Raw genomic sequence first — 26,165 nt, 5'->3', positions numbered from 1 at the left:
ACCTAATACGAGGAAGCACAACAATGAGTGTCCAGGAAAAACCACCCGGCTATATCGATACCACGCTAGATGGCGGCGTACTGCGCATCATTATCTGCAATGAAAAGCGCTATAACGCCATGTCACTGGACATGTGGAAGAGCGTTGCAAAGGCCGTGACTGATGCACAGAGCAACGATGACGTGCGCGTTATCGTGCTGCAGGGGGCTGGCAAAAAGGCCTTCATGTCGGGGGCCGACATCAGCGAGTTCAAGGAAAAGCGCAGTGACAAGGCGCAGGCACAGCACTACGCCGACAGTGTCAACGCCGCTCAATCGGCACTGCGCAGCAGCAGCAAGCCGACCATTGCCGCGGTCAAGGGCATCTGCATGGGCGGAGGCATGGGGCTGTCACTCTCCTGTGACCTGCGCTATAGCACCGAGACGGCCAAGTTCTGCATGCCGGCAGGCAAGCTTGGTGTGGGATACGCCTATGAGGGCATCAAGCGTTTTGTGGATATTGTCGGTGCCACGCGCACGGCGGAGCTGTTCCTTACTGCCCGTACCTTCAGTGGCAGCGAGGCGGGCCGGATCGGCCTGGTCAATGAGGTGTTCAGCGAAGAGCATTTCGACAAGATCGTCGATGAACGCATTACCACCATGGCCGGCTATGCACCTTTGACCATGCAGGCGGTCAAGACCGGTATCCGCTGTGTGCTGCAGGAGGACGACGCTCCTTCAGTGGAAGAGGTCAGCCGTATGGTAACGGCATGTTTCGAAAGTGAAGACTATCGAGAGGGCCAGGCCGCATTCAAGGAGAAACGTAAACCCCACTTCAAAGGCAAGTAAGCGTAAAAAAAGTAAAACCTCGTCACTACCCATAGATCCAAGAATAACCAGGAGTACGTCATGAACAACGCCAAGCTCAAGAAGACTGGTACCACGCTCGCTACCGCTGTTGCACTCGCCGCCGGCAGTCTGGTCTTGACCAGCAGCCATGCCCTCGCTGACGGCTGGGAGCCGGAAGAGCAGCTGAATATCACTATTGCCTTTGGCCCCGGTGGCGGCAATGACGTGCTGTCTCGCACGCTGATCGATATCCTCGAGAAGTACGACCTGTACCCCGAAAATATCGTTGCCACCAATCGTCCCGGGGGCAGTGGTGCAGTGGGATGGGGTTACGTCTTCAACCAGGAAGGCAATCCCTACCACCTCTCCACGACCAGCGGTAGCTTTATCGCGACCCCGCTGCAGGCCGATACTCCCTGGGACACCATGTCGTTCACGCATATTGCGCTGATGGCTGCGGATGACCAGGTGCTGGTCGTCAATGGCGAGAGCGATATCCAGGACTTCGATGACTACCTCGAGTGGGCGCGTGAAAATCCGCCGGCGGTAGGCGGTATCGGCTCGGTCAACAACGACTTCATCGTCGCCCAGCTGCTCTCCCAGGAAGCGGACTACGACTATGACTACGTGCCCTTCAACCAGCAGGGGGAGCTCACCACGGCACTGCTTTCGAAGTCGGTCGACGCCATGGTGGCAACGCCCGGCTCGGTTATCGGCCTGATCGAATCCGGTGATTTCCGCGCGCTGGCCTTCAGTGGTGAGAGCGTACCCGATGCGCTCGAGGGCGTGCCGTCCTTCGCTGAGCTTGGCTATGGCGATGCTGCAGTGGCCATGCCGCGTGGCCTGATCATGCCGCCGGGGGTGCCGGATGAAGCCCGCGACTGGTGGATCGATACCATTGCCAAGGTGGTGGAAACCCCCGAGTGGGCTGAATACGTGGAGTCCAACTTCCTGACCGAAAACGTTCAGTTCGGGGATGACTTTACCGACTTCCTGGAAAACACGATCAATAACTTCGAGACCATTCTCACTGAAACTGGTGCGATCTGATCCGTAAGTAGCAATAAAGGTTGCTCCCGGCCATGCGCAGGCATGGCCGGGTTAATCAGACGCTGAATGTGGCCACGCTGCGCAGATGGCTGTGCAGCATTTACATCTCGCAGCAGCCTCAGTGAGACTTATCATGAGACTCTTTTTCTACCTTTTTATTCTGGTCGTAGCGGTCTGCTACACCTATATGGCATTTGTCGACCTGACGTTCTTTACCAACCGCGGACGGATGGGGCCAGGTTTTTTCCCTAGAATCCTGGGCGTAGCCATCGTCCTGGCCATGCTGTTGACGATCTTGCTCGATATCAAGAAAGGCACGCTGTTTTCCGGGGCTCAGGACAGCCAGTACCAGGACGCGGCCGTATTGATCGGCTTGTCGCTGACCTTTGGCGTGCTGCTGATGGTGCTTGGCTATATCATCGCAATACCTGCCTATATCGGCGCCACGCTGTTCTATTTCAACCGTGGAAAGCACGTTACCAATGCTGCTGTCACGGTAGCGGTGCCGGTTGTCATCCACTTCCTGTTTGGTGGCTTGCTGAACGCATCATTGCCACACGGTTTGTGGTGGTAGTCCACAACAAATAGACAAGGGTATCGCAATGGAAATCTTTGACAATCTGTTGATGGGCTTGTCGATCGCCATCACACCTATGAACCTGCTGTACCTGCTGCTGGGTGCGGCGATCGGCATGATGATCGGGGCTATTCCCGGCTTTGGTCCCTCGGCAGGCATCGCGATCCTGCTGCCGGTCACCTTTAGCATGGACCCGATCAGTGCGGTGATGATGCTGGCAGCGATCTACTATGGCGCCATGTACGGTGGCACCATCACCGCCATCCTGCTCAATACTCCCGGTGACTCCACTACGGTAGCCTCGACCTTTGACGGCTTCCCGCTGGCCAAGCAGGGGCGCGCCGGGCCGGCGTTGGTCATGCAGGCCTGTGCGTCCTTTACCGGCGGCACTATCGGGGTGATCCTGATCACCCTGTTGGCGCCGATGTTTGCCATGGTCACGCGCAGCTTCGGCCCGCCTGAATTCTTTCTGCTCTGTCTGCTGGGTATTCTGACGCTGGTGGCGCTGATGTCCGGGAACTGGATTCTGGGCCTGGTGTCGGCGCTGATTGGCTTCGCACTGGGCACGGTGGGCGTTGATCTGGAGACCGGTCATCAGCGCTTTACCTTCGGTTCAAGCGAATTGATCGGTGGGATCCACTTCATCCCTGTGGCGATTGGCCTGTTCGGGATAGGCGAGCTCTTCCATGCGTTCTATAGCGGGGCTCACAAGAGTGGCACTGGAGGGATCGTTCAGTACCAGAACGAAGAGCGCTTCTGGCCGACGAGGAAGGATTTCCGCGAGAGCAAGTTCACCATGCCGCGCAATGCCATTCTTGGCTTCTGTATCGGCTTGATTCCCGGCGCCGGTGCGACGATCGCCTCGCTGATGGCCTACTCATTGGAGAAGTCGCTTTCCAACACGCCCAAGAAGTTCGGTCAGGGTGAAATGCGCGGCTTGACGGCGCCGGAGTCGGCCAACAATGCGGCGTCCTCCGGTGCCATGGTACCGCTGTTGACCCTGGGGATCCCTGGCTCGGCCTCCACGGCGGTGTTGCTGGCGGCCTTCATCATGTGGGGGCTGCGCCCTGGCCCGCTGCTGATGGCGGAAAATCCCGAGTTTGCCTGGGGCCTGATCAGCAGCATGTACCTGGGCAATATGGCACTGCTGGTGATCAGCATCTTTGCCATCCCGCTGTTCGTCTACATCATCAAGGCACCCTACCGTATTCTGGCCCCGCTGGTGCTGGTGGTCTGCGTGATGGGGACCTTCAGCGTCAATGCCAGCGTGATCGAGGTATTCATCATGCTGGGTGCAGGTGTGATCGGTTTTCTGATGAAGCGCTTCGGTTTTTCGCCGGCGGCGGTAGTGCTGGCGCTGGTGCTGGGCCCGATGGCGGAGGAGTCGCTGCGCCAGACCCTGATCATCAGCCGCGGCTCGTTCGATATCTTCTTCCTGCGCTCGTCGTCGCTCTACATCATGGTGTTCTTTGTCGCGGTGATTCTCTCCGGCATTCTGCTCAACGCCTATCGTAAGAAAGCCAATATCCAAGGAGCCCCATTATGATAGATGAAGCAAAGGTAAGAGAGGTGTTCGAAGAGGCGCTTGCCACCCAGGAACCGGCCTTCGAGAAGTTCTTCCTGGCCAAGTTCCTGCAGCTCTCGATTACCTATGCCGACGAGGTGTGTCATGTGGCGCTGCCGGTCGCGCCGCATCTCTACAACCCCCAGGGGAGCCTGCATGGCGGCGTGATGGCGCTGGCGATGGATGTCTCCATGGGACACCTCATCCACCACGTCATGGGGGCGGGGGGCAGTACCATCGAAATGAAGATTCAGTACATGCGTCCGGCCAGCGTGGGAGCGGTAAGGCTCGAGGGCCGTTTTATCAAGCAGGGCCGTAACGTCTCGTTCCTGGAGTCGCGCGCCTTCGACGAGGCCGGCAAGCTGGTTGGCATGGCGACGTCTACCTGGAAGATGCCCGCGAATGGCTGACCTGCTTGCGCTGTTGGATGGACTCTCCCCCTTGTCGGGGGGCGTCAACGCGCTGCTGGTGCTACTGAGCTTGATCACCTCCTGGATGACCAGCGCCTTCGGTATCGGCGGCAGCGCCCTGCTGATCATGTCCATGGCCCAGGTCATGCCGCCAGCGGCGGTCATCCCGGTGCACGGGATGGTCCAGCTGGGTGCCAACGGCAGCCGCTTCGGGCTGACCTGGCGCGACGTCGACTATCGGCGGCTGGCGGCCATCGTCCCCGGTATTCTGATCGGGGCAGCGATGGCCTCCTGGTTGCTGATACGTTTGCCATCAGGGATGCTGGAACTGATCATCGCCAGCTTCATGATCTTCATGTGCTGGGGACCGTCGCTGCCCTCCCGTGCCGTGGGCATGGGCGGCAGCCTGGTGATGGGTGCCTTGACCACGTTTCTGTCCAGCTTCGTCGGTGCCGCCGGCTCGATCGTGGCCGCCTATCTCAAGCACATCAGCCCTGAGCGCCTGGTGCGGGTGGCGACCTTTTCGGCGGTGATGTCGCTGCAGCATCTCTCCAAGGCGTTCATTTTCGGCTTCGCAGGCTTCGTGTTCTTCGACTGGCTATGGCTGATGGCGGCCATGATCGGCGTAGGATTTGTGGGTACCTGGGCAGGCCTTAAAGTATTACGGAAAGTTAGTAATAATAACTTCGATTTTGTCATGAAGATATTGCTGACACTGTTGTCCATCCGGTTGCTGTGGGTGGCGTTCGAGAAGTTGGTGTTGATATGATCACTCCGATATCTCTTTGATAAGTGAGGCGCGCCATGGATCCTGTGCTGGAATCGGCCAATATCATTACCGAACGCAAGGCTTCGTCATTGACGACGATCGTTGCTGAAGAACTGGAAAAGTTGATTCTTTCCGGTTATTTAAAGCCTGGCGAGCGACTTAACGAAATGCGTCTGGCGGAAAAGTTCAATGTCAGCCGCGGCATCGTCCGCGAAGCGCGGAGGGGACTGGAGCGAGCAGGGTTAGTGAACAGTCTTCCCAATCGCGGCGTTTTCGTGAAAAAAGTCACTCGCGAAGAGTATGTAGAGAATAGCGAAGTTCGAGCGCTTATTACTGCATTTTTATGCGGCAAGGCTGCAGAAAATGCCGGTGACGAAGAAAAAAGCGAGTTGCAGAAAAAACTGATCGAGATGGGTAAAGCCGCAGCGCAAGATGATGCCGATGCGTATTTTTATCTCAACTTGGCCTTCCATGAGTTTATCTTGAAAATTGCCAATCATCAGCGCGCCAGTGCGATATATCGTGACCTGGTCAAAGACTCGCTGCTGGCCCGCAAGTATCTGCTGCAGGGCGCGGTGGTGATGAGCAAGTCCCACGAGGAGCATACCGAAATCGTTGCCGCCATTGTCGCCAACGACAAGGCCCGCGCCTATCAGGCGGGACTCGCGCATACCAGCAAGGGGTTGGCACGGTGGTTGGAACGCCAGGACGACGCCCCGCAGTGAGCCTGGCGGGTGTCTTCCGTCACGACAAATCACAAGGAGAAGATAATGAATGCCAGTAGCGCCAGCGGCAAGGTGTGGTCACCCGTAGTGACGCCGTTTCAAGACGACCTGTCGCCCGATCTGTCTCGCTATATCGAACATTGCCGGTGGCTGGTCGACAGCGACGTGGGTCTGGCCGTTTTCGGCACCAATTCGGAAGCCAACTCGCTGAGCGTGACGCACAAGCAGCAGTTGCTCGATGCGCTGGTCGACGCCGGCGTGCCGGGTAGCCGGCTGATGCCGGGCACCGGCAGCTGTGCCATCGAAGATACCGTGACGCTGAGTCGGCATGCCCTCGAGACGGGTTGTCACGGAGTGCTGATGCTGCCGCCGTTCTACTACAAGAACGTGCCTGACGAAGGGCTGTTTCGCTACTTCGCCGAAGTGGTCGAGCGAGTCGGCGATGCGGCGCTCAAGATCTATCTCTACCACATTCCGCCGGTGGCCCAGGTACCGATCAGCCTTGGCTTGATCGAGCGTCTGCGCAAGGCCTATCCGCAGACCTTCGTCGGTATCAAGGATAGCTCGGGAGACTGGGACAATACCCGGGCCATGATCCAGCAGTTCGCTGGCGATGGCTTCCAGGTGTATGCCGGTAACGAGAGGTTTCTGCTGCAGACCATGCGCGAGGGTGGTGCGGGCTGCATCAGCGCCACGGCCAACGTCAACGGTCGCGCCATCGTGGCGCTGGCCAAGCAGTGGCAGGCAAGCGATGCCGATCAGGCGCAGAGGGCGCTGAATGCCACCCGCGACATCTTCGAAGGCTTTCCGATGATCCCTGCGCTCAAGTCGGCGATCGCCGATTTCCGCGCCAGCGACGACTGGTGCCGGGTGCGTCCGCCGCTGGTGGCGCTGGACGAGGCGCAGCGCCGCCAGCTCGCTGCCGCGCTCGGTGAGCACGGCTTCTCCATGTGAGTCCAGGAACCCTTCGATGACGCATCGCAACCGCAAGCTGGCCGGTATTCTCAACCTGCACGATTTCGAGGTGGCGGCCCGCAAGAAATTGCCGCGGCCGATCTTCGGCTATGTGTATAACGCCGCCGAGGATCGCAAGACCTACCGGGCCAACCGCACGGCCTTCGATGATTATCGCTTCGTGCCGCGTACCTTCGTCAATGTCTCGTCGATATCCCTCGAGACCACGCTCTTCGGCGAAACCCACCAGGCGCCGTTTGGTATCGCGCCAATGGGCATCAGCGCCATCTCGGCCTATCGTGGTGACCTGGTGCTTGCCCAGGCCGCTAGGGCTGCCGGCATCCCCATGATCCTCAGCGGTGCCTCGCTGATTCCCATGGAGGAGGTCGCCGCCAGCGGTGGTACCGACTGGTTCCAGGCCTATTTGCCGGGCACGCCGGATGCCATCGAGGCGCTGATCAAGCGCGTCGAGCGTGCCGGCTTCAAGAACCTGGTGGTGACGCTGGATTATCCGGTGCCACCCAACCCGGAACACAATATTCGCAGCGGCTTCTCGTCGCCGCTCAAGCCCACCGCGCGGCTGGCGGTGGACGGCCTGCTGCGGCCGCGCTGGTTGCTCGACACCTTCTGTCGCACGCTGCTGCGTCACGGCATGCCGCACTTCGAGAACAACTATGCCGAGCGCGGCGCGCCGATCATCTCACGGCACGTGGCTCGCGATTTTTCCGGCCGCAGCCATTTCGACTGGGAGTACCTCGATCTGGTGCGGCGGCTGTGGTCGGGACGTCTGGTGGTCAAGGGGGTGCTGCATCCCGAGGACGCGGTACGCGCGAGGCAGGCCGGGGTCGACGGCATCATCCTCTCCAATCACGGCGGTCGCCAGCTGGATGGCACCGTTTCGCCGCTGCAGGTGCTGCCGCGGGTGGTGGCGGACGTGCCGGATATCCCGATCATGATCGACAGCGGCTTCCGCCGCGGCAGCGACGTGATCAAGGCGCTGGCGCTGGGCGCGAGTTTCGTGTTCCTCGGGCGGCCCTTCAACTACGCCGCAGCCTGTGCCGGCGACGCTGGCGTACGGCATGCGGCAACCCTGCTGGCCGATGAGATGCGCCGCGACATGGCGCTACTCGGCGTCACCGAGATCGGCGGCCTGAGCCGCGAGAATCTTTACGAGACCAGTCGTCTGGCCGCCGGCCACTGACCCCCCCACTACCACGATCAGGAAGCGTTGCCATGAACATTACCGATATCCGCGCCACGATCCATGCCTTGGACGTCGACGTGCCCGGCGTCGAGGCCTCGGTCGAGCGCCGCGTGTTCGTGTTCGTTGAGGTGGATACAGACACTGGCGTGTCGGGATTCGGTCTCACCGGTGCCATGCTGCCGGCGGCGGTGGTGGCCTGTATCGAGCACCACCTCAAGCCGGCGCTGCTCGGTATGCCGGCGCTGCACCGCGAGCGCATCCACGCCCACGTCTGGCGTAAGCTCAATACCCGCGGCTATACCGGGGTGATCTCCAATGCCCTATCGGCCATCGACATTGCGCTGTGGGATATCTGGGGTAAACAGGAGCAGCGCTCGGTGCATGAACTGATCGGCGGCTATCGCGACTGGGCGCCGACCTATGCCACCTTCGGCTATCCGTTCTTCGATACCGACCAGCTTGCCGAGCACGCCAAGCGCTTTCTTGCCGAGGGTCATCGGATGCTCAAGATGGTGGTTGGCGGTGATCCGTCACGCACCTGGAAGGACGACGTGGAGCGGGTGCGCTGCGTGCGCGAGGCGATCGGCGACGACGCTGACCTGATCATCGACGCCAACTGCTGGTTCGACCCGTTCGAGGCGCGGCAGCTGGCTCAGGCAGTATCCGACTGCCGGCTGCTGTGGTTCGAGGAGCCGATCCAGCAGAACGACGTGCGGGCACTGGTCGACTTCCGTGCTCAGGTCAGCATGCCGGTGGCGGTGGGGCAGATGGAGGGGCATCGCTGGCGCTACCGCGAGTTCATCGCCGAGCGCGCGGTGGATATCATCCAGCCCAACGTGATCTACAACGGCGGCTTTACCGAATCGATCAAGGTCGCGCACATGGCCCAGGCCTTCAATATGCCGATGACCAACGGTGGTGGTTGGCCGATCTTCAACATGCATCTGCTGTGTGGACTGATGAACGGCGGGGCGGTGGAGTTTCACTACGGCATCTGGCAGGTCGGCAAGCACTTCTTCCACGGCACGCCCGACCCGCTGGATGGCCGCATGCAGCTTTCGGGCGCCCCGGGGCTTGGCTTTACCCCCAACTATGAGGCCCTCGAAGCGGCGCGTCTCGATGCCACCCAACTCGCCACCTCGACTAGCCACGATGCCCACGGCTACCGTTTGAGAGGCTGAGGCACCTTAATACTCGATGCCGTTCTCCTTTAGCTTACTGGCCAGGCGATTGGCTACGCGGTCGAGTTGCCAGGGGTCGACGCCCGGCAGAATGCGCCGAGCCTCGGCGAACAGGGTAACGGCCTTGGTATGGCGACCGGAGTAGATCAGCATGATCAGCGTGCCCTCGATCTGCTTCTCGCTATGGGCCGGCTCGTTCTGCTTGTCGCGGCGTGTGCCGCCAGTCCGGGAAATTCTCAAGGGTGTTCTCTCATGGGGATTCGACGATCGCCGCTCAAGCAGGCGTTTAATTTTGCATTATGGTCAATAATGCGGGCGGCGTCATCCACGTGATCCTAGCGTGGCGGTGCGGCCAGGCGCGCCAGCCGGTCACCGAACAGGTAAGCGCCGAGCGCGGTCAGGATCAGCAGTGCGCCGACCACCATCGAAATCGAGGGCTGCTCGGCATTGAAGGCCATGCCCAGCCCCAGTGCCAGCACCGGCGTGATCAGCGTGACCAGGGCGACCGTGGCAGCACTCAGCCGCGACAGGATCAGGTAGTAGCACAGAAAGCCCAGCAGCGAGCCGAATACGCCGAGGTAGAGCACAGACCAGAGCCCGCGCTGGGTTAGTGGCACCATGAGCGGCTCGCCGCTGACCAGCCACAGCACGGCGAAGCACGGCATGCTCAGCAGCAGGGCGCCGACGGTCTGGTTGAGTGGGTGCAAGCCTGCCGCGACGCGCTGCACGGCGATCCCGCTGCCGCTGAACAGCGTCACGGCGACGACCATCAGCGCCAGCGCGCCGAGCTGCTGCTGGCCGACGCTGAGTGAGTCGGCGAAGATCACCGCCAGCCCGACCACCCCCAGCACGCAGCCGATCCAGTGCCAGCGGGCCAGCTTGTTGGCGCCCGGCAGCAGCTGCAGCATTAGTCCCGAGAGCAGCGGGGCCAGGCCGAACATCACCGACATCAGGCCCGAGGCGAGGGTCTGGGAGGCGTGATAGCTCAGCGCCATGGCGCCGAAGACGCCGGGCACCGCCGCGGCATAGCTAGCCAGGGCGCGCTTGGTGAGACTCAGGCGCCGGCCGCTGGCGTAGAGAATCGCCAGCCCCAGCACTACCGCAATCGCCATGCGCAGCCAGACACTGCCCACCGGCGCGCCGGCCTCGGCACTCCACTTGATGGCCAGCGGAGTGGTGGCCCAGACCAGTACCACGATGAGATAGGCCGCTGAGGTGGGCATGGCATCCGTCCTTGGTGAAGGCGGGGAGTGGTATATGCTGCGCAGCAATACGCCTGACAGCAGTGAATCCTCCCGCATGATGCCATCAGCATAACAAAAACCGCCGCCTTCTGGTGGAGGCGGCGGATGGGACGCAAGGTGGCCGCCGTTATCACTAAGCGAAGGACGCCAGAGGTAGACGCTCAGCGTTCGGTGGCGTCTTCCTTCATGGTGCGCGGATCGCGGCCGATCGGGTGGGGCTCGCCGCGGGCCTTGGCCAGGTCGATCTGGCGCTGGCGCTCGCGGGCGGCGGCGCGGGTCTTCTCGGGCAGCGAATCGATGCAGTGCGGGCAGCTGACCCCCGGCTCATAGGCGCTGGAGCGCATCTCCTCGGTGGACACCGGCATACGGCAGGCGTGGCACTGCTCGTAGTCGCCCTCGCTGAGATCGTGGCGCACGGTGACGCGGTTGTCGAACACGAAGCACTCGCCGCGCCACAGCGACTGCGCCTCGGGCACCTTCTCGAGGTAGTTCAACACCCCACCCTTGAGGTGGTAGACCTCCTCGAAGCCCTCCTTGAGCATAAAGCTCGACGCCTTCTCGCAGCGAATGCCGCCGGTGCAGAACATCGCCACCTTCTTGTGGCGGGCCGGGTCGTAGTGCTGGCGAACGTAGTCGGGGAACTCGCGGAAGGTGGTGGTCTTGGGGTCGATGGCGCCTGCGAAGCTGCCAATGGCGACCTCGTAGTCGTTGCGGGTGTCGATCACCAGCACCTCTGGGTCGCTGATTACCTCGTTCCACTGTTCGGGCTCGACGTAGGTACCCACGCTGTCGTTGGGGTTGATGTCGGGCACGCCGATGGTGACGATCTCACGCTTCAGCTTGACCTTGGTGCGATAGAAGGGCGGCTCGTCGCAGTACGACTCTTTATGGTCGATATCGGTCAGCCGCGGGTCGGCGGTGAGCCAGGCGAGTAGCGCATCGATCGCCTCACGGCTGCCCGCCACGGTGCCGTTGATGCCCTCGCGGGCCAGCAGCAGGGTGCCCTTGACGCCGTGCTCGAGCATGGTCTGGCGCAGCGGCTCGCGCAGAGCTTCGAAATCGTCGAGGGTGACGAACTTGTACAGCGCCGCGACCACGATGGGCGGCGAATCGGCGGTGACTGGCATGTGGCCTCCTGGTAGTCGCCCTCGCAAAGGGCGGACCATGGGTTGAGGTGGGCATTTTACTCAAGCGCGGGGCCGGCTGCATCCACCAGCGGTTGATCAAGGTCAAGCGCAGACAACAAGGCCCCGTTCACCGGCGGTGAACGGGGCCTCATGGTGCAGCGGTCAGCGTGGGCTCAATCCTCGAAGTTGGTCTCCGAGTAGAGCACCCTCACGCGCAGGGTGTGCTCGACCTGCTTGAGTGCCTTGAGCGCCTGGGGGCCGTAGGCCTTGTCGACGTCGATGACCACGTAGCCGACCTTCTCGTTGGTCTGCAGGTACTGGCCGGAGATATTGATGCCGTTCTCCGACAGTACGCGGTTGAGCTCGGACAGCACCCCGGGCACGTTGTCGTGAATGTGCAGCAGGCGATGCTTGTCCGGGTGTGCCGGCAGCGCCACCTCGGGGAAGTTGACCGAGGTCACGGTGGTGCCGTTGTCGGAGTAGGTGATCAGCTTCTCGGAGACCTCGACGCCGATGTTCTCCTGGGCCTCGAGGGTCGAGCCGCCGACGTGGGGCGTCAGGATCACGTTGGGCAGACCGCGCAGCGGGCTCTCGAACTCCTCGTTGTTGCCCTTGGGCTCGACCGGGAAGACATCGATGGCCGCGCCCAGCAGCTTGCCGGCCTTGAGCGCCTCGGCGAGCTCCTCGATCACCACCACCGAGCCACGCGAGGCGTTGATCAGGATGCCACCCTGCTTCATCAGGGCGATCTGCTCACGGCCGATCATCCACTTGGTCGAGGGCAGCTCGGGGACGTGCAGGCTGACCACGTCGGCGCGTGCCAGCAGCTCTTCGAGGCTGGCCACCTGGCGGGCGTTGCCCATGCCCAGCTTGGTCACCACGTCGTAGTAGATGACGTCGAGGCCCAGCGACTCGGCGAGCACCGAGAGCTGCGCGCCGATGCTGCCGTAGCCCACGATACCCAGCGTCTTGCCACGCGCCTCGTGGGAGTTCTTGGCCGACTTCAGCCAGCCGCCCTCGTGGGCGCGAGCGCTCTTCTCGGGAATGCCGCGCAGCAGCATGATCGCTTCGGCCAGTACCAGCTCTGCCACCGAGCGGGTGTTGGAGTAGGGCGCGTTGAAGACCGGAATGCCGCGAGTCAGCGCCGCGCCAAGGTCGACCTGATTGGTGCCGATACAGAAACAACCCACCGCGGCGAGCTTTTCGGCGGCATCGAACACCCGCTGGGTGAGCTGGGTACGCGAGCGAATGCCGAGGAAGTGGACGTCACGGATCTTGTCGATCAGCGTCTCTTCATCCAGGGACGTCGTCAGGTGCTCGATGTTGGTGTAACCGGCGTTCAGGAAGTTGTCCACCGCACTCTGGTGGACGCCCTCTAGCAGCAGGATCTTGATCTTGCTCTTGTCCAGGGACGTTTTGGCCATCGTCGAATCAACCCTTGCGCGGTCGTGCCGCTTGCTATCGGTATAGGTATCGTGGTGAGCCTGTTGCAACAGGGTCGCTATCCTAGCACAGCCGAACCGCGCCTCGGCCGGCGGCGGCGATGAAAATCCTGCGCCGACACTATGAGCGCGCTGCATGTACAGGGTGGCATCACCGGGGCAGACGACCCCCGGGGTGGAGCGTGTATACTGTGGCATCACTTTCACACGTGCGAAGAGCAATAGACGCCATGGTCGATACCCCGGCTGATACCCCCCAGGCACCGCAGGATTTCGCCGCCACCCTCGAACGCCTCGAAGCGTTGGTGGCGCGGCTCGAATCCGGCGCACTGTCGTTGGAAGACTCGCTGGCCGCCTTCGAGCAGGGGGTGGGTCTGACCCGCGATGCCCAGCAGCGTCTAGACGCCGCCGAACTCAAGGTGCGGCAGCTGGTCGAGCAGCCTAGCGGCGAGCTCGGCGAGGCGCCGTTCGGTGCCGAGGGTGCAGCGCGGTGACGGCCAAGGCGTCATCGTTGGCGCTGCGCCTCGGCGAGGATCGGGCGCGAGTCGATGCCTGCCTGGAGGCGCTCTGGCAGGCGCAACGCCCCGTCGAACCGCGCCTCGAGGCCGCCATGCGCTACGCCGTGCTGGGTGGCGGCAAGCGGCTGCGGCCGGTATTGGTATATGCTGCCGGGCGGGCTCTGGGGGCGGCGGATGCCGACCTCGACGTGCCGGCGGTGGCCATCGAGCTGATCCACGCCTATTCGCTGGTCCACGACGACCTGCCGGCGATGGACGATGACGACCTGCGCCGCGGTCAGCCTACCCTGCACAAGGCCTTCGACGAGGCCACGGCGATCCTCGCCGGCGATGCCTTGCAGACACTGGCGTTCGAAGTGCTGGCCGGCAGCGCGTCGCCGCGCCTGGGGGCCCTGATGCGTACTCTGGCCGAGGCCGCTGGCCGCAATGGTATGGTGGCCGGGCAGGCGCTGGACCTGGCCGCAGTGGGAGGGCAGCCCGATGTCGAGGCCCTGGCGAACATGCACCGCCACAAGACCGGCGCGCTGATAAGCGCCGCACTGCGCCTGGGTGGGCTGACCGCCGTCGCCGAGGACGATCCGCGGCTGGCGGCACTGGTCGCCTATGGCGAGGCCATCGGTCTGGCCTTTCAGATTCACGACGACGTGCTCGATGTCATCGGCGACACCCAGGTACTGGGCAAAGCCTCCGGGGCCGACGCCGCACGCGACAAGCCGACTTATCCTAGCCTGCTAGGCCTGACTGGCGCCCGCGCCAAGGCCGACGGGCTGCTCGATGACGCCCTGGCGGCGCTGGCGCCGCTCGGTGAGCGCGGTGCGGCACTCGCCGAGCTGGCGCGTTACATGATCGAGCGCGACCACTGACGACGGTATTCCATGAAGCTGTTCGACGAAATTCCCGCTGAGCGCCCGGCCACGCCGCTGCTCGACACGCTCGATACCCCGGCCGGGCTGCGCGCCATGAGTGCGGTTCAGCTGGCTCAGGTGGCCGATGAGCTGCGTGCCTACCTGCTCTACAGCGTGGGCTGCAGCGGTGGCCACTTCGGCGCCGGGCTGGGTGTGGTCGAGTTGACCGTAGCGCTGCATCACGCCCTCAGCACGCCCCATGACCGGTTGGTGTGGGACGTCGGCCATCAGGCCTATCCGCACAAGATCCTCACCGGGCGCCGCGAGGCGATGCTCGGCATTCGCCAGTACGGCGGCCTGGCGGCGTTTCCACGCCGCGCCGAGTCGGAATACGACACCTTCGGCGTGGGACACTCCAGCACCTCGATCTCGGCGGCGCTGGGCATGGCGCTGGCCGCCCGCGTCCGCGGCGAGCGGCGCCGCGTATGTGCGGTGATCGGCGACGGGGCGCTGACCGCCGGCATGGCCTTCGAGGCGCTGGCCCACGCCGGCCACGTCGACGCCAACCTGCTGGTGGTGCTCAACGACAACGAGATGTCGATCTCCGAGAACGTGGGCGGCATCGCCAGTTACCTGGCGCGGATCCTGGCCAGCAAGCCCTATACCGCGATGCGCGAGAACAGCAAGCGGGTGCTGTCGCACCTGCCCGGCGCGCTGGAGCTGGCGCGGCGCACCGAAGAGCATATGAAGGGCATGATCAGCCCGGCCACGCTGTTCGAGGAGATGGGCTTCAACTATATCGGGCCCATCGATGGCCACGACCTCGATGCCCTGACCCATGCGCTGGGCAATATGCGCGACCTCGACGGCCCGCAGTTTCTCCATGTGAAGACCCGTAAAGGGCGCGGTTTCCAGCCCGCCGAGGCCGATCCCATCGGCTTCCATGCGATCACCAAGCTGGAGAAGAACGGCGACACGCCGCCGCCCGTCGCCAAGGCGCCGCGCAACGATCTACTGCGTCCGAAGCCGCGCAAGTATTGCAACGTCTTCGGCGACTGGATCTGCGATATGGCCGCCGCCGACCAACGCTTGATCGGCATCACCCCGGCGATGCGTGAAGGCTCCGACCTGATCCGCTTCTCCCGGGAGTACCCTGAGCGCTACTTCGATGTGGCCATCGCCGAACAGCACGCGGTGACGCTGGCGGCGGGCATGGCCTGCGAAGCTGCCAAGCCGGTGGTGGCGATCTACTCGACCTTCCTGCAGCGCGGCTACGATCAGCTGATCCATGATGTGGCGGTGCAGTCGCTCGACGTTACCTTCGCCATCGATCGCGCCGGCCTGGTGGGTGAGGATGGCCCCACCCACCACGGCAGCATGGACCTCTCCTTCCTGCGCTGCGTGCCGGGGATGGTGGTGCTGGCGCCCGCCGACGAAGCCGAATGCCGTGCCATGCTCAGCGCCGCCTACCATCACCCCGGCCCGGCGGCGGTGCGCTACCCGCGGGGCACCGGCCCCGGCAGCGAGATTCCCGAGCATCTCGACCCCATCGAGATTGGCTGCGCCGAGCATCGACGCCAGGGACAAAAAGTGGCACTGCTGGCTTTCGGCAGCCTCAATGCGCCGGCGGCCGAGATCGCCGAACGGCTCGATGCCAGTCATTTCAATATGCGCTCGATAAAGCCGCTGGACCGCGACGCCGTGCTCACCGCGGCCCGCGACCATGCGCTGCTGGTGACGCTGGAGGAGAACGTGGTGGCCGGTGGCGCCGGCGCGGCGGTCAACGAGCTGCTGGCCGCCGAGGGCGTGCAGGTCGAAGTGCTCAATCTCGGCTTGCCCGACGCCTTCGTCGAGCACGGCAAGCCGGCCGAGCTGCTGGCCGAGTGCGGGCTCGATGCTGCCGGCATCGAAGCGGCGATTCGGCACCGGCTAGCGGGCGGCTGATTCGCCCACGGCTGTCACAGCCTGCGTGATAACAACGCCCCGGCCTCTGGTCGGGGTTTTTTAGCGCTTTTATTTCCTTCCTTATTCCCTCTGTTTATTTAAAAGATTGCCCAGCCTGCGTGAGCGACGATTGAAAACGACGTTATCGATGAGATTGGGCGGCGACATTGCCGCTTTGTTATGTAAGACATTGCTGACATTTAATGTAATCCAGGGGAATTTCAAAGATAGAAATAGACCCTTTAATTCCAGTTTTTTGAGACGAAAAGCGATGAATTTCTCCTATTTGTAGCGATTATCCATTGTTTCGATGGGGCGGTGTGCGACTCACCATGCTGATACCCCCTACTGGTTTGCATGTCGTCATCTGCCTACCCTCGCGCCCTCGAAACAAGTATTCCGGATTCATCGCAGGGAGGGTCGTCGCATGGCGAAGGAAGGGACGGTCGCGCCAAAAGAGCGCATCAACATCAAGTACGTGCCGGCCACCGGTGACCAGCAGGCGGAGACCGAGCTGCCGCTGAAGCTGCTGGTGGTAGGTGACTTCAAGGGCGGTGCCGAGGAAACGCCGATCGAAGAGCGCGATGCGGTCTCGGTCGACAAGAACAATTTCCAGTCGGTGATGCGCGAGGCCGGGCTCGGCCTGCAGGCCAGCGTGCCCAATCGCCTGACCGATGGCGATGATGCTGCCGATCTGGCGGTGAATCTCGAATTCAAGTCGCTCAACGATTTCGCGCCGGACAGCGTTGCCCGTCAGGTGCCCGAGCTGCGCAAGCTGGTCGAGCTGCGCGAGGCGCTGGTCGCCCTCAAGGGGCCGCTGGGTAACGTGCCGGCGTTCCGCGATCGGCTGCAGAAACTGCTGGAGAGCGACGAGGCGCGTCAGCAGCTGCTGGCCGAGCTCGAACTGCTCGACGGCGACGGCGACGGCAAGGGCGACAGCTGATTTCTCCGCTGGCGCCCGCTTGGGCGCTGCGGTCACCGATGAATTCGAGGCATTGAGATGAGTGATACGGCACAGCAGCAGGGCCAGGCCGCCGAGGCCGTGGCCGAGGAATCCCTTCTTGACCAGGTCATGGCGCAGACGCGCATGGCGCCGGCCGACGAGGGCTACGATGTTGCCAAGCAGGGCGTGGCGGCGTTTATCGCCGAGTTGCTGAACAGTGACAGCGAAGCGCCTCAGGTCAACAAGTCGGTCGTCGATCGCATGATCGTCGAACTCGACCGCAAGATTGGCGGCCAGGTCGACGAGATCCTTCATGACCAGGGTTTCCAGCAGATCGAGTCGGCTTGGCGCGGCCTCAAGCTGCTGGTCGACCGCACCGACTTCCGCGAGAACATCAAGCTCGACCTGCTGCATGCCACCAAGGAGGAGCTGCTCGAAGACTTCGAGTTCGCCCCGGAGTTGAGCCAAAGCGGCCTCTACCAGCACGTCTACGCTTCCGGCTACGGCCAGTTTGGCGGCGAGCCGGTGGGCGGGATCATCGGCCACTACGACTTCTCGCCCTCGACCCCGGATATCAAGCTGCTGCAGTACACCTCGGCGGTAGGGGCCATGGCCCACGCCCCCTTCCTCTCCTCGGTGGCGCCCAGCTTCTTCGGTGTCGACAGCTTCGAGGAACTGCCCAACATCAAGGATTTCAAGGCGATCTTCGAGGGGCCCAAGTACGCCCGCTGGCGCAGCCTGCGCGAATCGGAAGACGCCCGCTACCTGGGCCTGACTGCGCCGCGCTTCCTGCTGCGGATGCCCTACGACCCGGTCGAGAATCCGGTCAAGAGCTTCAACTATCGCGAAACCGTCAGCGAAGACCACGAACACTACCTGTGGGGCAATACCGCCTACCTGCTTGCCGAGCGCTTGACGGACAGCTTCGCCAAGTACCGCTGGTGCCCCAATATCATCGGCCCGCAGAGCGGTGGCGCGGTGGAGAATCTGCCGGTGCACACCTACGAGGCGCTGGGTCAGGTGCAGGCCAAGATACCCACCGAGGTGCTGGTCACCGATCGGCGTGAGTTCGAGATGGCCGAAGAGGGCTTTATCTCACTGACCATGCGCAAGGGCAGCGACAACGCCGCCTTCTTCTCCGCCAACTCGGTGCAGAAGCCCAAGGTCTTCCCCAACACCGCCGAGGGCAAGGCCGCCGAGACCAACTTCAAGCTCGGCACTCAGCTGCCCTACATGTTCATCATCAATCGCCTGGCCCACTACATCAAGGTGCTGCAGCGCGAGCAGATCGGCTCCTGGAAGGAGCGCCAGGACCTCGAGCGCGAGCTCAACGCCTGGATTCGCCAGTACGTGGCCGACCAGGAGAATCCGCCGGCTGACGTGCGCAGCCGCCGGCCGCTGCGCGCTGCCTCGATCCAGGTCTCCGACGTCGAAGGCGAGCCGGGCTGGTACCAGGTCTCGCTGGCCGTGCGCCCCCACTTCAAGTACATGGGCGCCAACTTCGAGCTGTCGCTGGTCGGGCGCCTCGACAAGGAATAAGGGAGCGCCACCGCCATGGCTTATCACACTGGCGGCGTGCTAGGGCGCCGCCTGTTCGAGCGCCTGGCGGTGCCCGAACAGGCGGAGGTTGCGGTAGGCGAGCCTGATCTCGGCGAGACCGTGGAGTCGATCAAGCGGCATCTGGTGGATCTGCTCAACAGCCACCCGGGGCACAGCGAGTGTGCCCCGGCGTTGGGACTGCTCGACTTCAATGACGCCACCATCGGCGTGCTCGACCTGGAGCTCAGTATCCAGCGCGCGATACGTCAGTGTATCGAGCGCTTCGAGCCCCGGGTCAGCCGCGTCGAGGTCGAGTCGGTGCCCAATCACGGCGACCCCCTGCAGCTGCACTTTCAGGTGCATGCCACCCTGGCCCTGGGCCGGGAGAATGCCCAGACCACCATCGACCTGCTGCTCAACAACAAGCGCTACCAGTGTCTTGACTGAGTGCCGATGTCACCGAGGCCCGCATGCTCAATCGCTACTATCGAGACGAGCTCAATTTCCTGAAACGTCAGGGACGGGAATTTGCCGAGGGCAATCCCGGCCTTAGCCGTTTTCTGTCCGAGCGCAGCACCGACCCCGACGTCGAGCGGCTGCTCGAGGGTTTCGCCTTTCTCACCGGGCGCATGCGCGAGAAGGTCGAGGATGAGTTTCCCGAGCTGACTCACTCGCTGCTCGGCATGCTGTGGCCCAACTATCTGCGCCCGGTGCCGAGCATGACGGTGGTGCAGTTCACCCCGACCTGGCACGCGCTCAGCGCGCGCCAGCAGGTGCCGCGGGGTACCGCCCTGGCCAGCCGGCCGGTGGAGGGCACGGCGTGTCGCTTTCGCACCTGCCACGAGGTGACCCTCTATCCCCTGGCCCATGCCGGGGTCGAGGCGCGCCACTCGCGGGAGGCCTCGGTGGTCGAGCTGGCGCTGGACGTGCACAGCGATCAGCCACTGGATGCGCTGGGTGTCGACGATCTGCGCCTGCACCTGGGCGGCGACGGCTATACCGCGCGCACCCTCTATCTGTGGCTAAGCCACTATCTGGCGCGACTCGAACTCGAGGTGGATGGTCAACGGGTGGCGCTGCCCAAGCGGCTGCTACAGCCGGTGGGCTTCTCCCGCGAGGATGCGCTGCTGCCCTATCCGCGCAACGTCTATCAGGGCTACCGCATTCTGCAGGAGTACCTCTGCTTCCCCGAGGCGTTCCAGTTCTTCGATCTGGTCGGCCTGGGCGATCACCTGCCGGCGCAGCATGCCGAGCGGGTCACGCTGCGGCTGGTGTTCTCGCGCACCCTGCCGGCGGATGCCAAGGTGCGCGACGAGCATCTGGCGCTCTACTGCTCGCCGGCCATCAACCTGTTCTCCCATGACGCCGATCCGGTCGACCTCAACGGTGAGCGCAGCGAATACCGCATTCACCCCAGCAGTCGCTACCCCGCCCACTACGAGGTATTCAGCGTCGATGCGGTGCACGGCTGGCTGGAGAGCGAGTCGGGCAAGGTGCGCGGCGAGCCGCGCAACTATGTGCCGTTCGAGAGTTTCCAGCATCAGATCGAGCGCGACCGCCAGCGCGAGGCGCTCTACTACCGGGTGCGCGTGCGCGACAGCCTGCGCGGCGACGGCTTCGACCACGACATCGCCTTCGTGCGTGGCGACGAGCGCAGTTGCCTGGGGCTACGCGAGACCGTCTCGCTGCGCCTGACCTGCAGCAATCGCGGGCTGCCCGAGCGGCTCACGGTGGGGGATATCTGCGTACCCACCGAAGATAGTCCGGCCTACGCCGGCTTTCGCAATATCACCCGACCGACACCGGCACTGCGTCCGACCCTGGACGGCAGCCTGCTGTGGACGCTGATCTCCAATCTGTCGCTCAACTACCTGTCGCTGCTCGAGCGCGATGCGCTCTGCTCGGTGCTGCGCGCCTACGACTTCCGCGCGCTGGTCGACCGCCAGGCCGAGCGCATTGCCCAGAAACGCCTGGCCGGGATCGTGGCGATCGAGACCACGTCCATCGACCGCCTGGCGCGCGGCTTGCCGGTGCGGGGGCTGCGCTCGGTGATGACCCTGGATCAGGACGCGTTCGGCGACGAGGGCAGCCTGTATCTGTTTGGCAGCGTGCTGGCGCGTTTCTTTTCGCTCTACGCCAGCATCAACTCCTTTCACGAGCTGCACGTCATCAATCGCCATAACCGCGAGCGCTACACATGGACCTTGCAGTCGGGACAACAGCCACTGATGTAGCGCTGGCGCCCCTGCTGAAGGGGGCTCGGCGCTACGACTTCTACCAGCTCGTCGAGCTGCTGCACCGCCACCACGAGGATGATCTCGAGGCTGGTGGTGGCGGTAGCGTGGCCGAACGGGTGCGCTACAAGGCCTCGGCGTCGCTGGGCTTCCCCGGCAGCGACGTATTGGCACTGGCGCCGTCGCCGTCGGGGCAGTACGAACTCGAGGTCAGCTTCTTCGGGCTGCAGGGGTCGCAGTCGCCGCTGCCTGGCTACTACCTCGAGGCGCTGGCCCACGAGGCGGCCCATCACGAGGGAGTGGCCGGCGACTTTCTCGACTTCTTCAATCACCGCCTGCTGACCCTGGTGCACCGCAACTGGCGCAAGTATCGCCACTACGTGCGCTACCAGGACGGCGCCAGCGATGGCTTCTCGGCGGCGGTCTTCGCCCTGGTGGGCCTCGCCGACGGCGACCTGCGCGGCGAGACGCCGATCAACTGGAGCAAGATGCTGGCCTACGCCGGCCTGCTGGCCGGCCGCTCGCGCTCCCCCGAGGTGGTCAGCAGCGTGGTGGGGCACTGCTTCGATCTCGACGGCGTCGAGATCGAGGAGTGGGTGAAGCGCTGGGTCGAGATCCCCGATGACCAGCGCAGTCGTGCCGGACTCTCGGGCATGACCCTGGGCCAGGACATGGTGGCCGGGGAGTGGGTGGCGGATATCGGCGGCAAGTTCGCGTTGCGCCTGCGCGGCCTGACCCTCGAGCGCTTTCGCGACTTTCTGCCCGATGGCCGCGAGCATGCCCCGCTCAAGACACTGGTCGATTTCGTGCTGCGCGAGCCGCTGGCCTACGACCTCGAGCTCGAGCTGCTGGAGAGTGCGGTGCGCCCGATGCGGCTGGGCGAGGGCGGCAGCTGCCAGCTCGGCTGGACCACCTTCGTCAATCCCGAATCCGGCGGCGCCGCGCGGCGCCGTCGTGTGCGTATTCAGATGACAGGTTAATGCCCATGCACGCAACCCGACACTCGGCCATCACCCTGGTGGTCACCAACAGCGAACGCCTCGAGGGGCGTTCGACCAGCAGCCATGTGTTCCACGAGGTGGGCGGCACACTGGGCAGCGGCGGCGGCGATGACTGGCTGTTGCAGGATCACGCCGGGCGCATCCAGCCGGGGCATGCCGAGCTGCAGCGTCAGGATGGGCGCTTCTGCCTGGTCGACCGCAGCGGCCAGACCTTCGTCAATCACGCCACCCTGCCGATTGGGCGCGACCGCCGGGTGGCGCTGCGTGACGGCGATGAGCTGCTGGTCGGCGAGTACCGACTGCGGGTCCATCTCGGCGACCGCCAGGCGTCACAGCCGGGGGCGCAGCCGCTCGCCGCCCTGGTCACCGAAGAGCAGGAGGCGCTGGACGGCAGCGGCACGCCGCTCAAGCAGGCAGTGACGGCGCGCCATGACGATCCGCTCGAGGCGCTGGGCGAGTCGACCCCGGGGGCGCGGCAGCGCGACCCGCTGAGTGCGCTGGCCGACCCGGCCAGCGATGAAGAGACGGTGATCGATGTGCTGGATAGCGCCTGGGACGAGCCCCAAGCCCCCGGTGACAAGGCATATGACCTACACGACCGGCGTCAGGCGGCGATGCGCATGCCGGCCATCAAACAACGCGAGGAGAAGGGCATGGACAGGAGTACGCAAATGGATGAACGGCTGCTGGATGATCTGGAGCGCTCGGTGGGCGAACAGCTCGAGGATCGCTGGCATGAGCCGGCCACCACGGCGGCAGGGCACGTCGGCGCCGATCCGCTGCTGCGCGCCATGGGCGCCGAGCTGCACTTTCGCGACAGCGCCGAACAGCAGGCCTTCCTGCAGGAAGCCGGCAATACCCTGCGCGCCACCATCGAGGGGCTTCAGGCGCTGCACCAGGCCCAGGACGACAGCCGCTACCCGCTGCGCGACCGTCGCCTGCAGCCGATCGAGGACAACCCGCTGCGCCTCGGCCAGCCCTACCGCGAGACCGTCTCCACCCTGTTTGCCGCCGAGCGTAGCCCGGTGCACCTCTCGGCGCCAGCGGCGGTGGCCGAGTGCCTGGCTCACCAGGGCCAGCACCAGGCAGCGGTGGAGGATGCCATCGGCGAAGCGCTGCAGGCGATTCTCTCGGCCTTCGCTCCCGAGGCGCTGCTCAAGCGCTTTCACGCCTACCGCGGCGCCGGCAATCGCATCGAAGACGAAGGCGGCTGGGCCTGGGAGATGTACCGCCACTACTTCCAGGAGCTCAACTCGGGCCGCCAGCAGGGCTTCGAGAAACTGTTCTGGGAAGTCTTCGAGCAGGCCTATGACCAGTCGGTGCGTCGCCAGCAGCGGGAGGGAGCATGACTCAGCTGACCTCCCGCTACGCCGGCTGGTGCTGCGTGGTGCTGATCGGCCTGCTGCTCAGCGGCTGCGCCTCGACCCGTGAGGCCGGCAGCAAGACCTGGCAGGTGCTGCGCGATCCGTCGATACCGGTGGGCCACCCCGAAGACCGCCCGACGCGGGTCGACCTGGCGATGATCGCCGAGCCCGACGTCAATCCCAATGTCGACGGCGAGGGCACCCCGCTGCGCTTCCAGATCCTCCAGCTCAAGGACGACTCGATGCTGATGGCCGCCGACCTCGGCCAGCTGCGCGATGACCTGGAAGAGGCGCTGGGCACCAACTATCTGACCCACGACGATTTCACCCTGCTGCCCGAGCAGTGGAAGTTCTACGAGCCGTTCGAGATCGATGAAGAGACGCGCTATATCGGCCTTATCGCCTTCTATGCCAATAGCGAGGAGGCGGAGTGGAAGAAGGTGGTCAGGGTGCAGTCGCGGGGTGAGCACTACCACCTGCTGGTGCATCTGCGCGCCCTGGAAGCCGAACTAAGGAAGGAAGACTGATGGCCAGCCGCAACCGAGTGGTCTGGAGTGAGGGGCTGTTCATCAAGCCGCAGCACTTCCAGCAGCAGCAGCGCAGCCTCGAGGGACTGGTCGACATGCGCCTGCGCGGCGTCAGCGATGATCTCTACGGCTTTCTGACGCTGGAGCTCAACGCCGAGTTTCTGAGCTTCGGCCGCATCGCCATCAGCCGCGCCAGCGGCGTGATGCCGGACGGCACCGCCTTTCAGCTGCCGGACGATGACATTGAGCCGGCGCCGCTGGAGATCGACGACGCCTCGATCACCAATCAGATGGTCTATCTGGGCCTGCCGCTGGCCACCGATGCGGTGGGCGAAGTGCACTGGCCCGATGATGCGCTGCCGGCGCGCTACCGCGCCTCGACCCGGCAGGTGCGCGACCTGCACTCCCGCGACGGCGACCACGCCGATCTCGAAGTGGCGCGGGTGGCGCCGCGGCTGCTGCTCGAGCGCGACGACCGCAGCGCCTACGCCTGCCTGGCCGTGGCGCGCATCATCGAGCGGCGCGCGGACGGCAGCCTGGTGCTCGACGAGACCTTTCTGCCGACCCTGCTCAACGTGCAGGCCGCCAGCAGCCTGCAGCGCTTCGTCGGCGAGATGGCCGGGCTGATGCGCGAGCGGGCGCGCAACATTGCCCAGCGCCTGGCCACGCCCCACCAGACCGGGGTCGCCGACGTTTCCGATTTCATGCTGCTGCAGCTGCTCAACCGCGCCCAGCCGCGTTTCCAGCATCTGGCGCGGCTCGGCCAGCTGCACCCTGAGCGGCTCTACGACACCATGCTCGAGACCGCCAGCGAATTGATCACCTTTACCGATGAATCGCGGCTGCCGCCGGAGTTTCCCGCCTACGACCACGACCACCCGGAGCGCGCCTTCCGGCCGCTGATGCAGAGCCTGCGACAGTCGCTGTCGACGGTGCTCGAGCCCCGCGCGCTGGCCATCCAGCTGCAGTCGCGTCGCTACGGGCTACTGGTGGCGCCGCTCTCGGATCCGAGCCTGCTCGACGCCGCCGACTTCATTCTTGCGGTGCGTGCCGACATGCCCCACGAGCGGCTGCGCAAGCTGTTCCTGCAGCAGACCAAGGTCGCCAGCGTCGAGCGCATTCGCGATCTCATCAGCCTGCAGCTGCCGGGGGTGCCGCTGACACCGCTGCCGGTGGCGCCGCGTGAGCTGCCTTATCACGCCGGCTACAGCTACTTCCAGCTCGACCGCCAGAGTCAGGCCTGGCAGATGCTCGACGGGGCCAGCGGCTTCGCCTTCCACGTGGCAGGCGACTTCCCTGGATTGGAAATGCAGTTCTGGGCGATCAGGAGCTAAGCATGCAAGACATCACAATGACCGATGGCAGGGGGGCCCCGGAGCGCTATAGCCCGGGGCGACACGAAGACCGCATCGACAACAAGGGTCTCGACCAGCTGATCCACAGCCACGCCGAGCATCTCGATGCCGACGAGGACTACTGGTTCCGGCTGCGCGGCCACAGCCTCAACCCGCTGGTGGATGCGGCGAGTTCGCTGCTCGGCATGGTGGTGCGGGTGCGCCAGCTCGACAGCATGGAGGATATCGAGCGGCTCTACCGCCAGGTGGTCGACGAGATCGCCGCCATCGAAGTCGAGCTCACCGAGCAGGGCTACGACCGTCCGACCCTGCTGGCCTATCGCTACGTGCTCTGCTCGTTTATCGACGAAGCGGTGATGGGCACCGACTGGGGGCAGCAGAGCGCCTGGGCGGAACACTCGCTGCTGACCCGTTTCCACAACGAGACCTGGGGTGGCGAGAAGGTCTTCTCGATCCTCGCCCGCCTGCAGCAGGAGCCGCAGCGCTACCGCGACATGCTGGCCTTTATCTACCTCTGCCTGTGCCTCGGCTTCGAGGGCCGCTATCGGGTCATGTCACAGGGACGCGAGGAGTACGAGCAGGTGGTCCGCGCGCTGGGCGACCAGCTGGCGGCACTCGGCGAGACCCCGGACGACATGCTCACCCGGCCCCTCGACAACGTGGTGCGCGGTCGCCGTCGCGGCGGCCATGGCCTGCCGGTGTGGGCGATCTTCGCGCTATTCGGCGTGGCCATGGTGGGCGTCTATCTGGGGCTCGCCTGGTCGCTCGACCAGCAGGCCGGCCAGGTCAGTGCCTTGCTCGATCAGATTCATCGCTAGGAG

At 64.0% G+C, this 26,165-nt stretch carries 26 protein-coding genes; 22 read left to right on the top strand and 4 right to left on the bottom strand.

Annotation, left to right across the window (positions count from 1 at the left end; translation table 11 throughout):
* Window positions 1-23 precede the first annotated feature (23 nt).
* The 10 genes from IEI94_RS09230 to IEI94_RS09185 all read left to right on the top strand — a co-directional run bounded on the left by IEI94_RS09230 (window position 24) and on the right by IEI94_RS09185 (window position 9,261).
* Window positions 24-827 (top strand): enoyl-CoA hydratase, encoded by an 804-nt coding sequence (locus tag IEI94_RS09230; protein WP_191167019.1) that lies wholly within the window; start codon window positions 24-26, stop codon window positions 825-827.
* Between the two features lie 60 nt (window positions 828-887).
* Complete coding sequence (locus IEI94_RS09225) at window positions 888-1,877, top strand: Bug family tripartite tricarboxylate transporter substrate binding protein (RefSeq protein ID WP_191167018.1); 990 nt, start codon at window positions 888-890, stop codon at window positions 1,875-1,877.
* A gap of 133 nt (window positions 1,878-2,010) precedes the next feature.
* A complete protein-coding gene (locus IEI94_RS09220; RefSeq protein WP_191167017.1) occupies window positions 2,011-2,451 on the top strand; it encodes a tripartite tricarboxylate transporter TctB family protein in 441 nt (146 codons plus the stop codon).
* A 28-nt stretch (window positions 2,452-2,479) separates the two neighbouring features.
* Window positions 2,480-4,000 carry a tripartite tricarboxylate transporter permease gene (locus tag IEI94_RS09215; protein ID WP_191167016.1) on the top strand — a complete coding sequence of 507 codons (1,521 nt, stop codon included), beginning with the start codon at window positions 2,480-2,482 and terminating at the stop codon, window positions 3,998-4,000.
* A complete protein-coding gene (locus tag IEI94_RS09210) occupies window positions 3,997-4,428 on the top strand; it encodes a PaaI family thioesterase (protein WP_191167015.1) in 432 nt (143 codons plus the stop codon). Before IEI94_RS09215 ends, IEI94_RS09210 begins: the two co-directional genes overlap by 4 nt.
* Window positions 4,421-5,197: a sulfite exporter TauE/SafE family protein gene (locus IEI94_RS09205; protein WP_191167014.1), complete on the top strand. Its 777-nt coding sequence runs from the start codon at window positions 4,421-4,423 to the stop codon at window positions 5,195-5,197. The genes IEI94_RS09210 and IEI94_RS09205 overlap by 8 nt, the downstream gene beginning before the upstream one ends.
* 35 nt (window positions 5,198-5,232) lie before the next feature.
* Window positions 5,233-5,922, top strand: a complete 690-nt coding sequence (locus tag IEI94_RS09200; RefSeq protein ID WP_191167013.1) for a GntR family transcriptional regulator — start codon at window positions 5,233-5,235, stop codon at window positions 5,920-5,922.
* A gap of 45 nt (window positions 5,923-5,967) precedes the next feature.
* The gene (locus tag IEI94_RS09195) at window positions 5,968-6,876 is read left to right on the top strand and encodes a dihydrodipicolinate synthase family protein (RefSeq protein WP_191167012.1); all 909 of its coding nucleotides are present in this window, start codon (window positions 5,968-5,970) and stop codon (window positions 6,874-6,876) included.
* 16 nt (window positions 6,877-6,892) lie between these two features.
* Entirely contained in the window at window positions 6,893-8,077 is a 1,185-nt protein-coding gene (locus IEI94_RS09190) for an alpha-hydroxy acid oxidase (protein ID WP_191167011.1), read from the top strand.
* Window positions 8,078-8,109: 32 nt separating this feature from the next.
* Window positions 8,110-9,261 carry a mandelate racemase/muconate lactonizing enzyme family protein gene (locus IEI94_RS09185; RefSeq protein ID WP_191167010.1) on the top strand — a complete coding sequence of 384 codons (1,152 nt, stop codon included), beginning with the start codon at window positions 8,110-8,112 and terminating at the stop codon, window positions 9,259-9,261.
* Between the two features lie 6 nt (window positions 9,262-9,267).
* Here IEI94_RS09185 and IEI94_RS09180 read toward each other — a convergent pair whose 3' ends face one another.
* The 4 genes from IEI94_RS09180 to serA form a co-directional block, all read right to left on the bottom strand.
* Entirely contained in the window at window positions 9,268-9,501 is a 234-nt protein-coding gene (locus tag IEI94_RS09180) for a hypothetical protein (protein WP_191167009.1), read from the bottom strand.
* Between the two features lie 95 nt (window positions 9,502-9,596).
* Complete coding sequence (locus IEI94_RS09175; RefSeq protein ID WP_191167008.1) at window positions 9,597-10,484, bottom strand: DMT family transporter; 888 nt, start codon at window positions 10,482-10,484, stop codon at window positions 9,597-9,599.
* A 182-nt stretch (window positions 10,485-10,666) separates the two neighbouring features.
* Window positions 10,667-11,632, bottom strand: coding sequence for a rhodanese-related sulfurtransferase (locus IEI94_RS09170; protein ID WP_191167007.1), 966 nt, complete (start codon window positions 11,630-11,632; stop codon window positions 10,667-10,669).
* 173 nt (window positions 11,633-11,805) lie between these two features.
* Window positions 11,806-13,056, bottom strand: a complete 1,251-nt coding sequence (gene serA, locus IEI94_RS09165) for a phosphoglycerate dehydrogenase (RefSeq protein ID WP_191167006.1) — start codon at window positions 13,054-13,056, stop codon at window positions 11,806-11,808.
* A gap of 248 nt (window positions 13,057-13,304) precedes the next feature.
* Between serA and IEI94_RS09160 the strand changes: the two genes are divergently transcribed.
* From IEI94_RS09160 to icmH, 12 genes are all read left to right on the top strand, one after another.
* The gene (locus IEI94_RS09160; protein ID WP_191167005.1) at window positions 13,305-13,568 is read left to right on the top strand and encodes an exodeoxyribonuclease VII small subunit; all 264 of its coding nucleotides are present in this window, start codon (window positions 13,305-13,307) and stop codon (window positions 13,566-13,568) included.
* Window positions 13,565-14,455, top strand: a complete 891-nt coding sequence (locus IEI94_RS09155; protein ID WP_191167004.1) for a polyprenyl synthetase family protein — start codon at window positions 13,565-13,567, stop codon at window positions 14,453-14,455. The genes IEI94_RS09160 and IEI94_RS09155 overlap by 4 nt, the downstream gene beginning before the upstream one ends.
* 12 nt (window positions 14,456-14,467) lie before the next feature.
* Window positions 14,468-16,381, top strand: coding sequence for a 1-deoxy-D-xylulose-5-phosphate synthase (gene dxs, locus IEI94_RS09150; RefSeq protein ID WP_191167003.1), 1,914 nt, complete (start codon window positions 14,468-14,470; stop codon window positions 16,379-16,381).
* A gap of 427 nt (window positions 16,382-16,808) precedes the next feature.
* Window positions 16,809-17,324, top strand: coding sequence for a type VI secretion system contractile sheath small subunit (gene tssB, locus IEI94_RS09145; RefSeq protein ID WP_191167002.1), 516 nt, complete (start codon window positions 16,809-16,811; stop codon window positions 17,322-17,324).
* A 57-nt stretch (window positions 17,325-17,381) separates the two neighbouring features.
* Window positions 17,382-18,863 carry a type VI secretion system contractile sheath large subunit gene (tssC, locus tag IEI94_RS09140; protein WP_191167001.1) on the top strand — a complete coding sequence of 494 codons (1,482 nt, stop codon included), beginning with the start codon at window positions 17,382-17,384 and terminating at the stop codon, window positions 18,861-18,863.
* A 15-nt stretch (window positions 18,864-18,878) separates the two neighbouring features.
* A complete protein-coding gene (gene tssE / locus IEI94_RS09135) occupies window positions 18,879-19,310 on the top strand; it encodes a type VI secretion system baseplate subunit TssE (protein WP_191167000.1) in 432 nt (143 codons plus the stop codon).
* A gap of 23 nt (window positions 19,311-19,333) precedes the next feature.
* The gene (tssF, locus tag IEI94_RS09130; RefSeq protein ID WP_191166999.1) at window positions 19,334-21,097 is read left to right on the top strand and encodes a type VI secretion system baseplate subunit TssF; all 1,764 of its coding nucleotides are present in this window, start codon (window positions 19,334-19,336) and stop codon (window positions 21,095-21,097) included.
* Window positions 21,061-22,077: a type VI secretion system baseplate subunit TssG gene (gene tssG / locus IEI94_RS09125; protein ID WP_191166998.1), complete on the top strand. Its 1,017-nt coding sequence runs from the start codon at window positions 21,061-21,063 to the stop codon at window positions 22,075-22,077. Before tssF ends, tssG begins: the two co-directional genes overlap by 37 nt.
* A 5-nt stretch (window positions 22,078-22,082) precedes the next feature.
* Window positions 22,083-23,447 (top strand): type VI secretion system-associated FHA domain protein TagH, encoded by a 1,365-nt coding sequence (gene tagH, locus IEI94_RS09120; protein ID WP_191166997.1) that lies wholly within the window; start codon window positions 22,083-22,085, stop codon window positions 23,445-23,447.
* The gene (gene tssJ, locus IEI94_RS09115) at window positions 23,444-23,989 is read left to right on the top strand and encodes a type VI secretion system lipoprotein TssJ (RefSeq protein ID WP_191166996.1); all 546 of its coding nucleotides are present in this window, start codon (window positions 23,444-23,446) and stop codon (window positions 23,987-23,989) included. The genes tagH and tssJ overlap by 4 nt, the downstream gene beginning before the upstream one ends.
* A complete protein-coding gene (gene tssK, locus IEI94_RS09110; protein WP_191166995.1) occupies window positions 23,989-25,323 on the top strand; it encodes a type VI secretion system baseplate subunit TssK in 1,335 nt (444 codons plus the stop codon). The genes tssJ and tssK overlap by 1 nt, the downstream gene beginning before the upstream one ends.
* Window positions 25,324-25,325: 2 nt before the next feature.
* Window positions 25,326-26,162, top strand: coding sequence for a type IVB secretion system protein IcmH/DotU (icmH, locus tag IEI94_RS09105; protein WP_191166994.1), 837 nt, complete (start codon window positions 25,326-25,328; stop codon window positions 26,160-26,162).
* The last annotated feature ends 3 nt before the right edge of the window (window positions 26,163-26,165 follow it).

Origin of the sequence: Halomonas sp. ML-15, assembly GCF_014779595.1 — a bacterium.
GTDB lineage: Bacteria > Pseudomonadota > Gammaproteobacteria > Pseudomonadales > Halomonadaceae > Franzmannia.
Note: the sequence above shows the minus strand (reverse complement) of the source record. Positions and strands in the feature narration are given on the sequence as shown.

Coding starts and splice junctions, on each gene's coding strand:
- IEI94_RS09230 (WP_191167019.1), top strand. CDS start 24: ATGAGTGTCCAGGAAAAACCACCCGGCTATATCGATACCACGCTAGAT.
- IEI94_RS09225 (WP_191167018.1), top strand. CDS start 888: ATGAACAACGCCAAGCTCAAGAAGACTGGTACCACGCTCGCTACCGCT.
- IEI94_RS09220 (WP_191167017.1), top strand. CDS start 2,011: ATGAGACTCTTTTTCTACCTTTTTATTCTGGTCGTAGCGGTCTGCTAC.
- IEI94_RS09215 (WP_191167016.1), top strand. CDS start 2,480: ATGGAAATCTTTGACAATCTGTTGATGGGCTTGTCGATCGCCATCACA.
- IEI94_RS09210 (WP_191167015.1), top strand. CDS start 3,997: ATGATAGATGAAGCAAAGGTAAGAGAGGTGTTCGAAGAGGCGCTTGCC.
- IEI94_RS09205 (WP_191167014.1), top strand. CDS start 4,421: ATGGCTGACCTGCTTGCGCTGTTGGATGGACTCTCCCCCTTGTCGGGG.
- IEI94_RS09200 (WP_191167013.1), top strand. CDS start 5,233: ATGGATCCTGTGCTGGAATCGGCCAATATCATTACCGAACGCAAGGCT.
- IEI94_RS09195 (WP_191167012.1), top strand. CDS start 5,968: ATGAATGCCAGTAGCGCCAGCGGCAAGGTGTGGTCACCCGTAGTGACG.
- IEI94_RS09190 (WP_191167011.1), top strand. CDS start 6,893: ATGACGCATCGCAACCGCAAGCTGGCCGGTATTCTCAACCTGCACGAT.
- IEI94_RS09185 (WP_191167010.1), top strand. CDS start 8,110: ATGAACATTACCGATATCCGCGCCACGATCCATGCCTTGGACGTCGAC.
- IEI94_RS09175 (WP_191167008.1), bottom strand. CDS start 10,484: ATGCCCACCTCAGCGGCCTATCTCATCGTGGTACTGGTCTGGGCCACC.
- IEI94_RS09170 (WP_191167007.1), bottom strand. CDS start 11,632: ATGCCAGTCACCGCCGATTCGCCGCCCATCGTGGTCGCGGCGCTGTAC.
- serA (WP_191167006.1), bottom strand. CDS start 13,056: ATGGCCAAAACGTCCCTGGACAAGAGCAAGATCAAGATCCTGCTGCTA.
- IEI94_RS09160 (WP_191167005.1), top strand. CDS start 13,305: ATGGTCGATACCCCGGCTGATACCCCCCAGGCACCGCAGGATTTCGCC.
- dxs (WP_191167003.1), top strand. CDS start 14,468: ATGAAGCTGTTCGACGAAATTCCCGCTGAGCGCCCGGCCACGCCGCTG.
- tssB (WP_191167002.1), top strand. CDS start 16,809: ATGGCGAAGGAAGGGACGGTCGCGCCAAAAGAGCGCATCAACATCAAG.
- tssC (WP_191167001.1), top strand. CDS start 17,382: ATGAGTGATACGGCACAGCAGCAGGGCCAGGCCGCCGAGGCCGTGGCC.
- tssE (WP_191167000.1), top strand. CDS start 18,879: ATGGCTTATCACACTGGCGGCGTGCTAGGGCGCCGCCTGTTCGAGCGC.
- tssF (WP_191166999.1), top strand. CDS start 19,334: ATGCTCAATCGCTACTATCGAGACGAGCTCAATTTCCTGAAACGTCAG.
- tssG (WP_191166998.1), top strand. CDS start 21,061: ATGGACCTTGCAGTCGGGACAACAGCCACTGATGTAGCGCTGGCGCCC.
- tagH (WP_191166997.1), top strand. CDS start 22,083: ATGCACGCAACCCGACACTCGGCCATCACCCTGGTGGTCACCAACAGC.
- tssJ (WP_191166996.1), top strand. CDS start 23,444: ATGACTCAGCTGACCTCCCGCTACGCCGGCTGGTGCTGCGTGGTGCTG.
- tssK (WP_191166995.1), top strand. CDS start 23,989: ATGGCCAGCCGCAACCGAGTGGTCTGGAGTGAGGGGCTGTTCATCAAG.
- icmH (WP_191166994.1), top strand. CDS start 25,326: ATGCAAGACATCACAATGACCGATGGCAGGGGGGCCCCGGAGCGCTAT.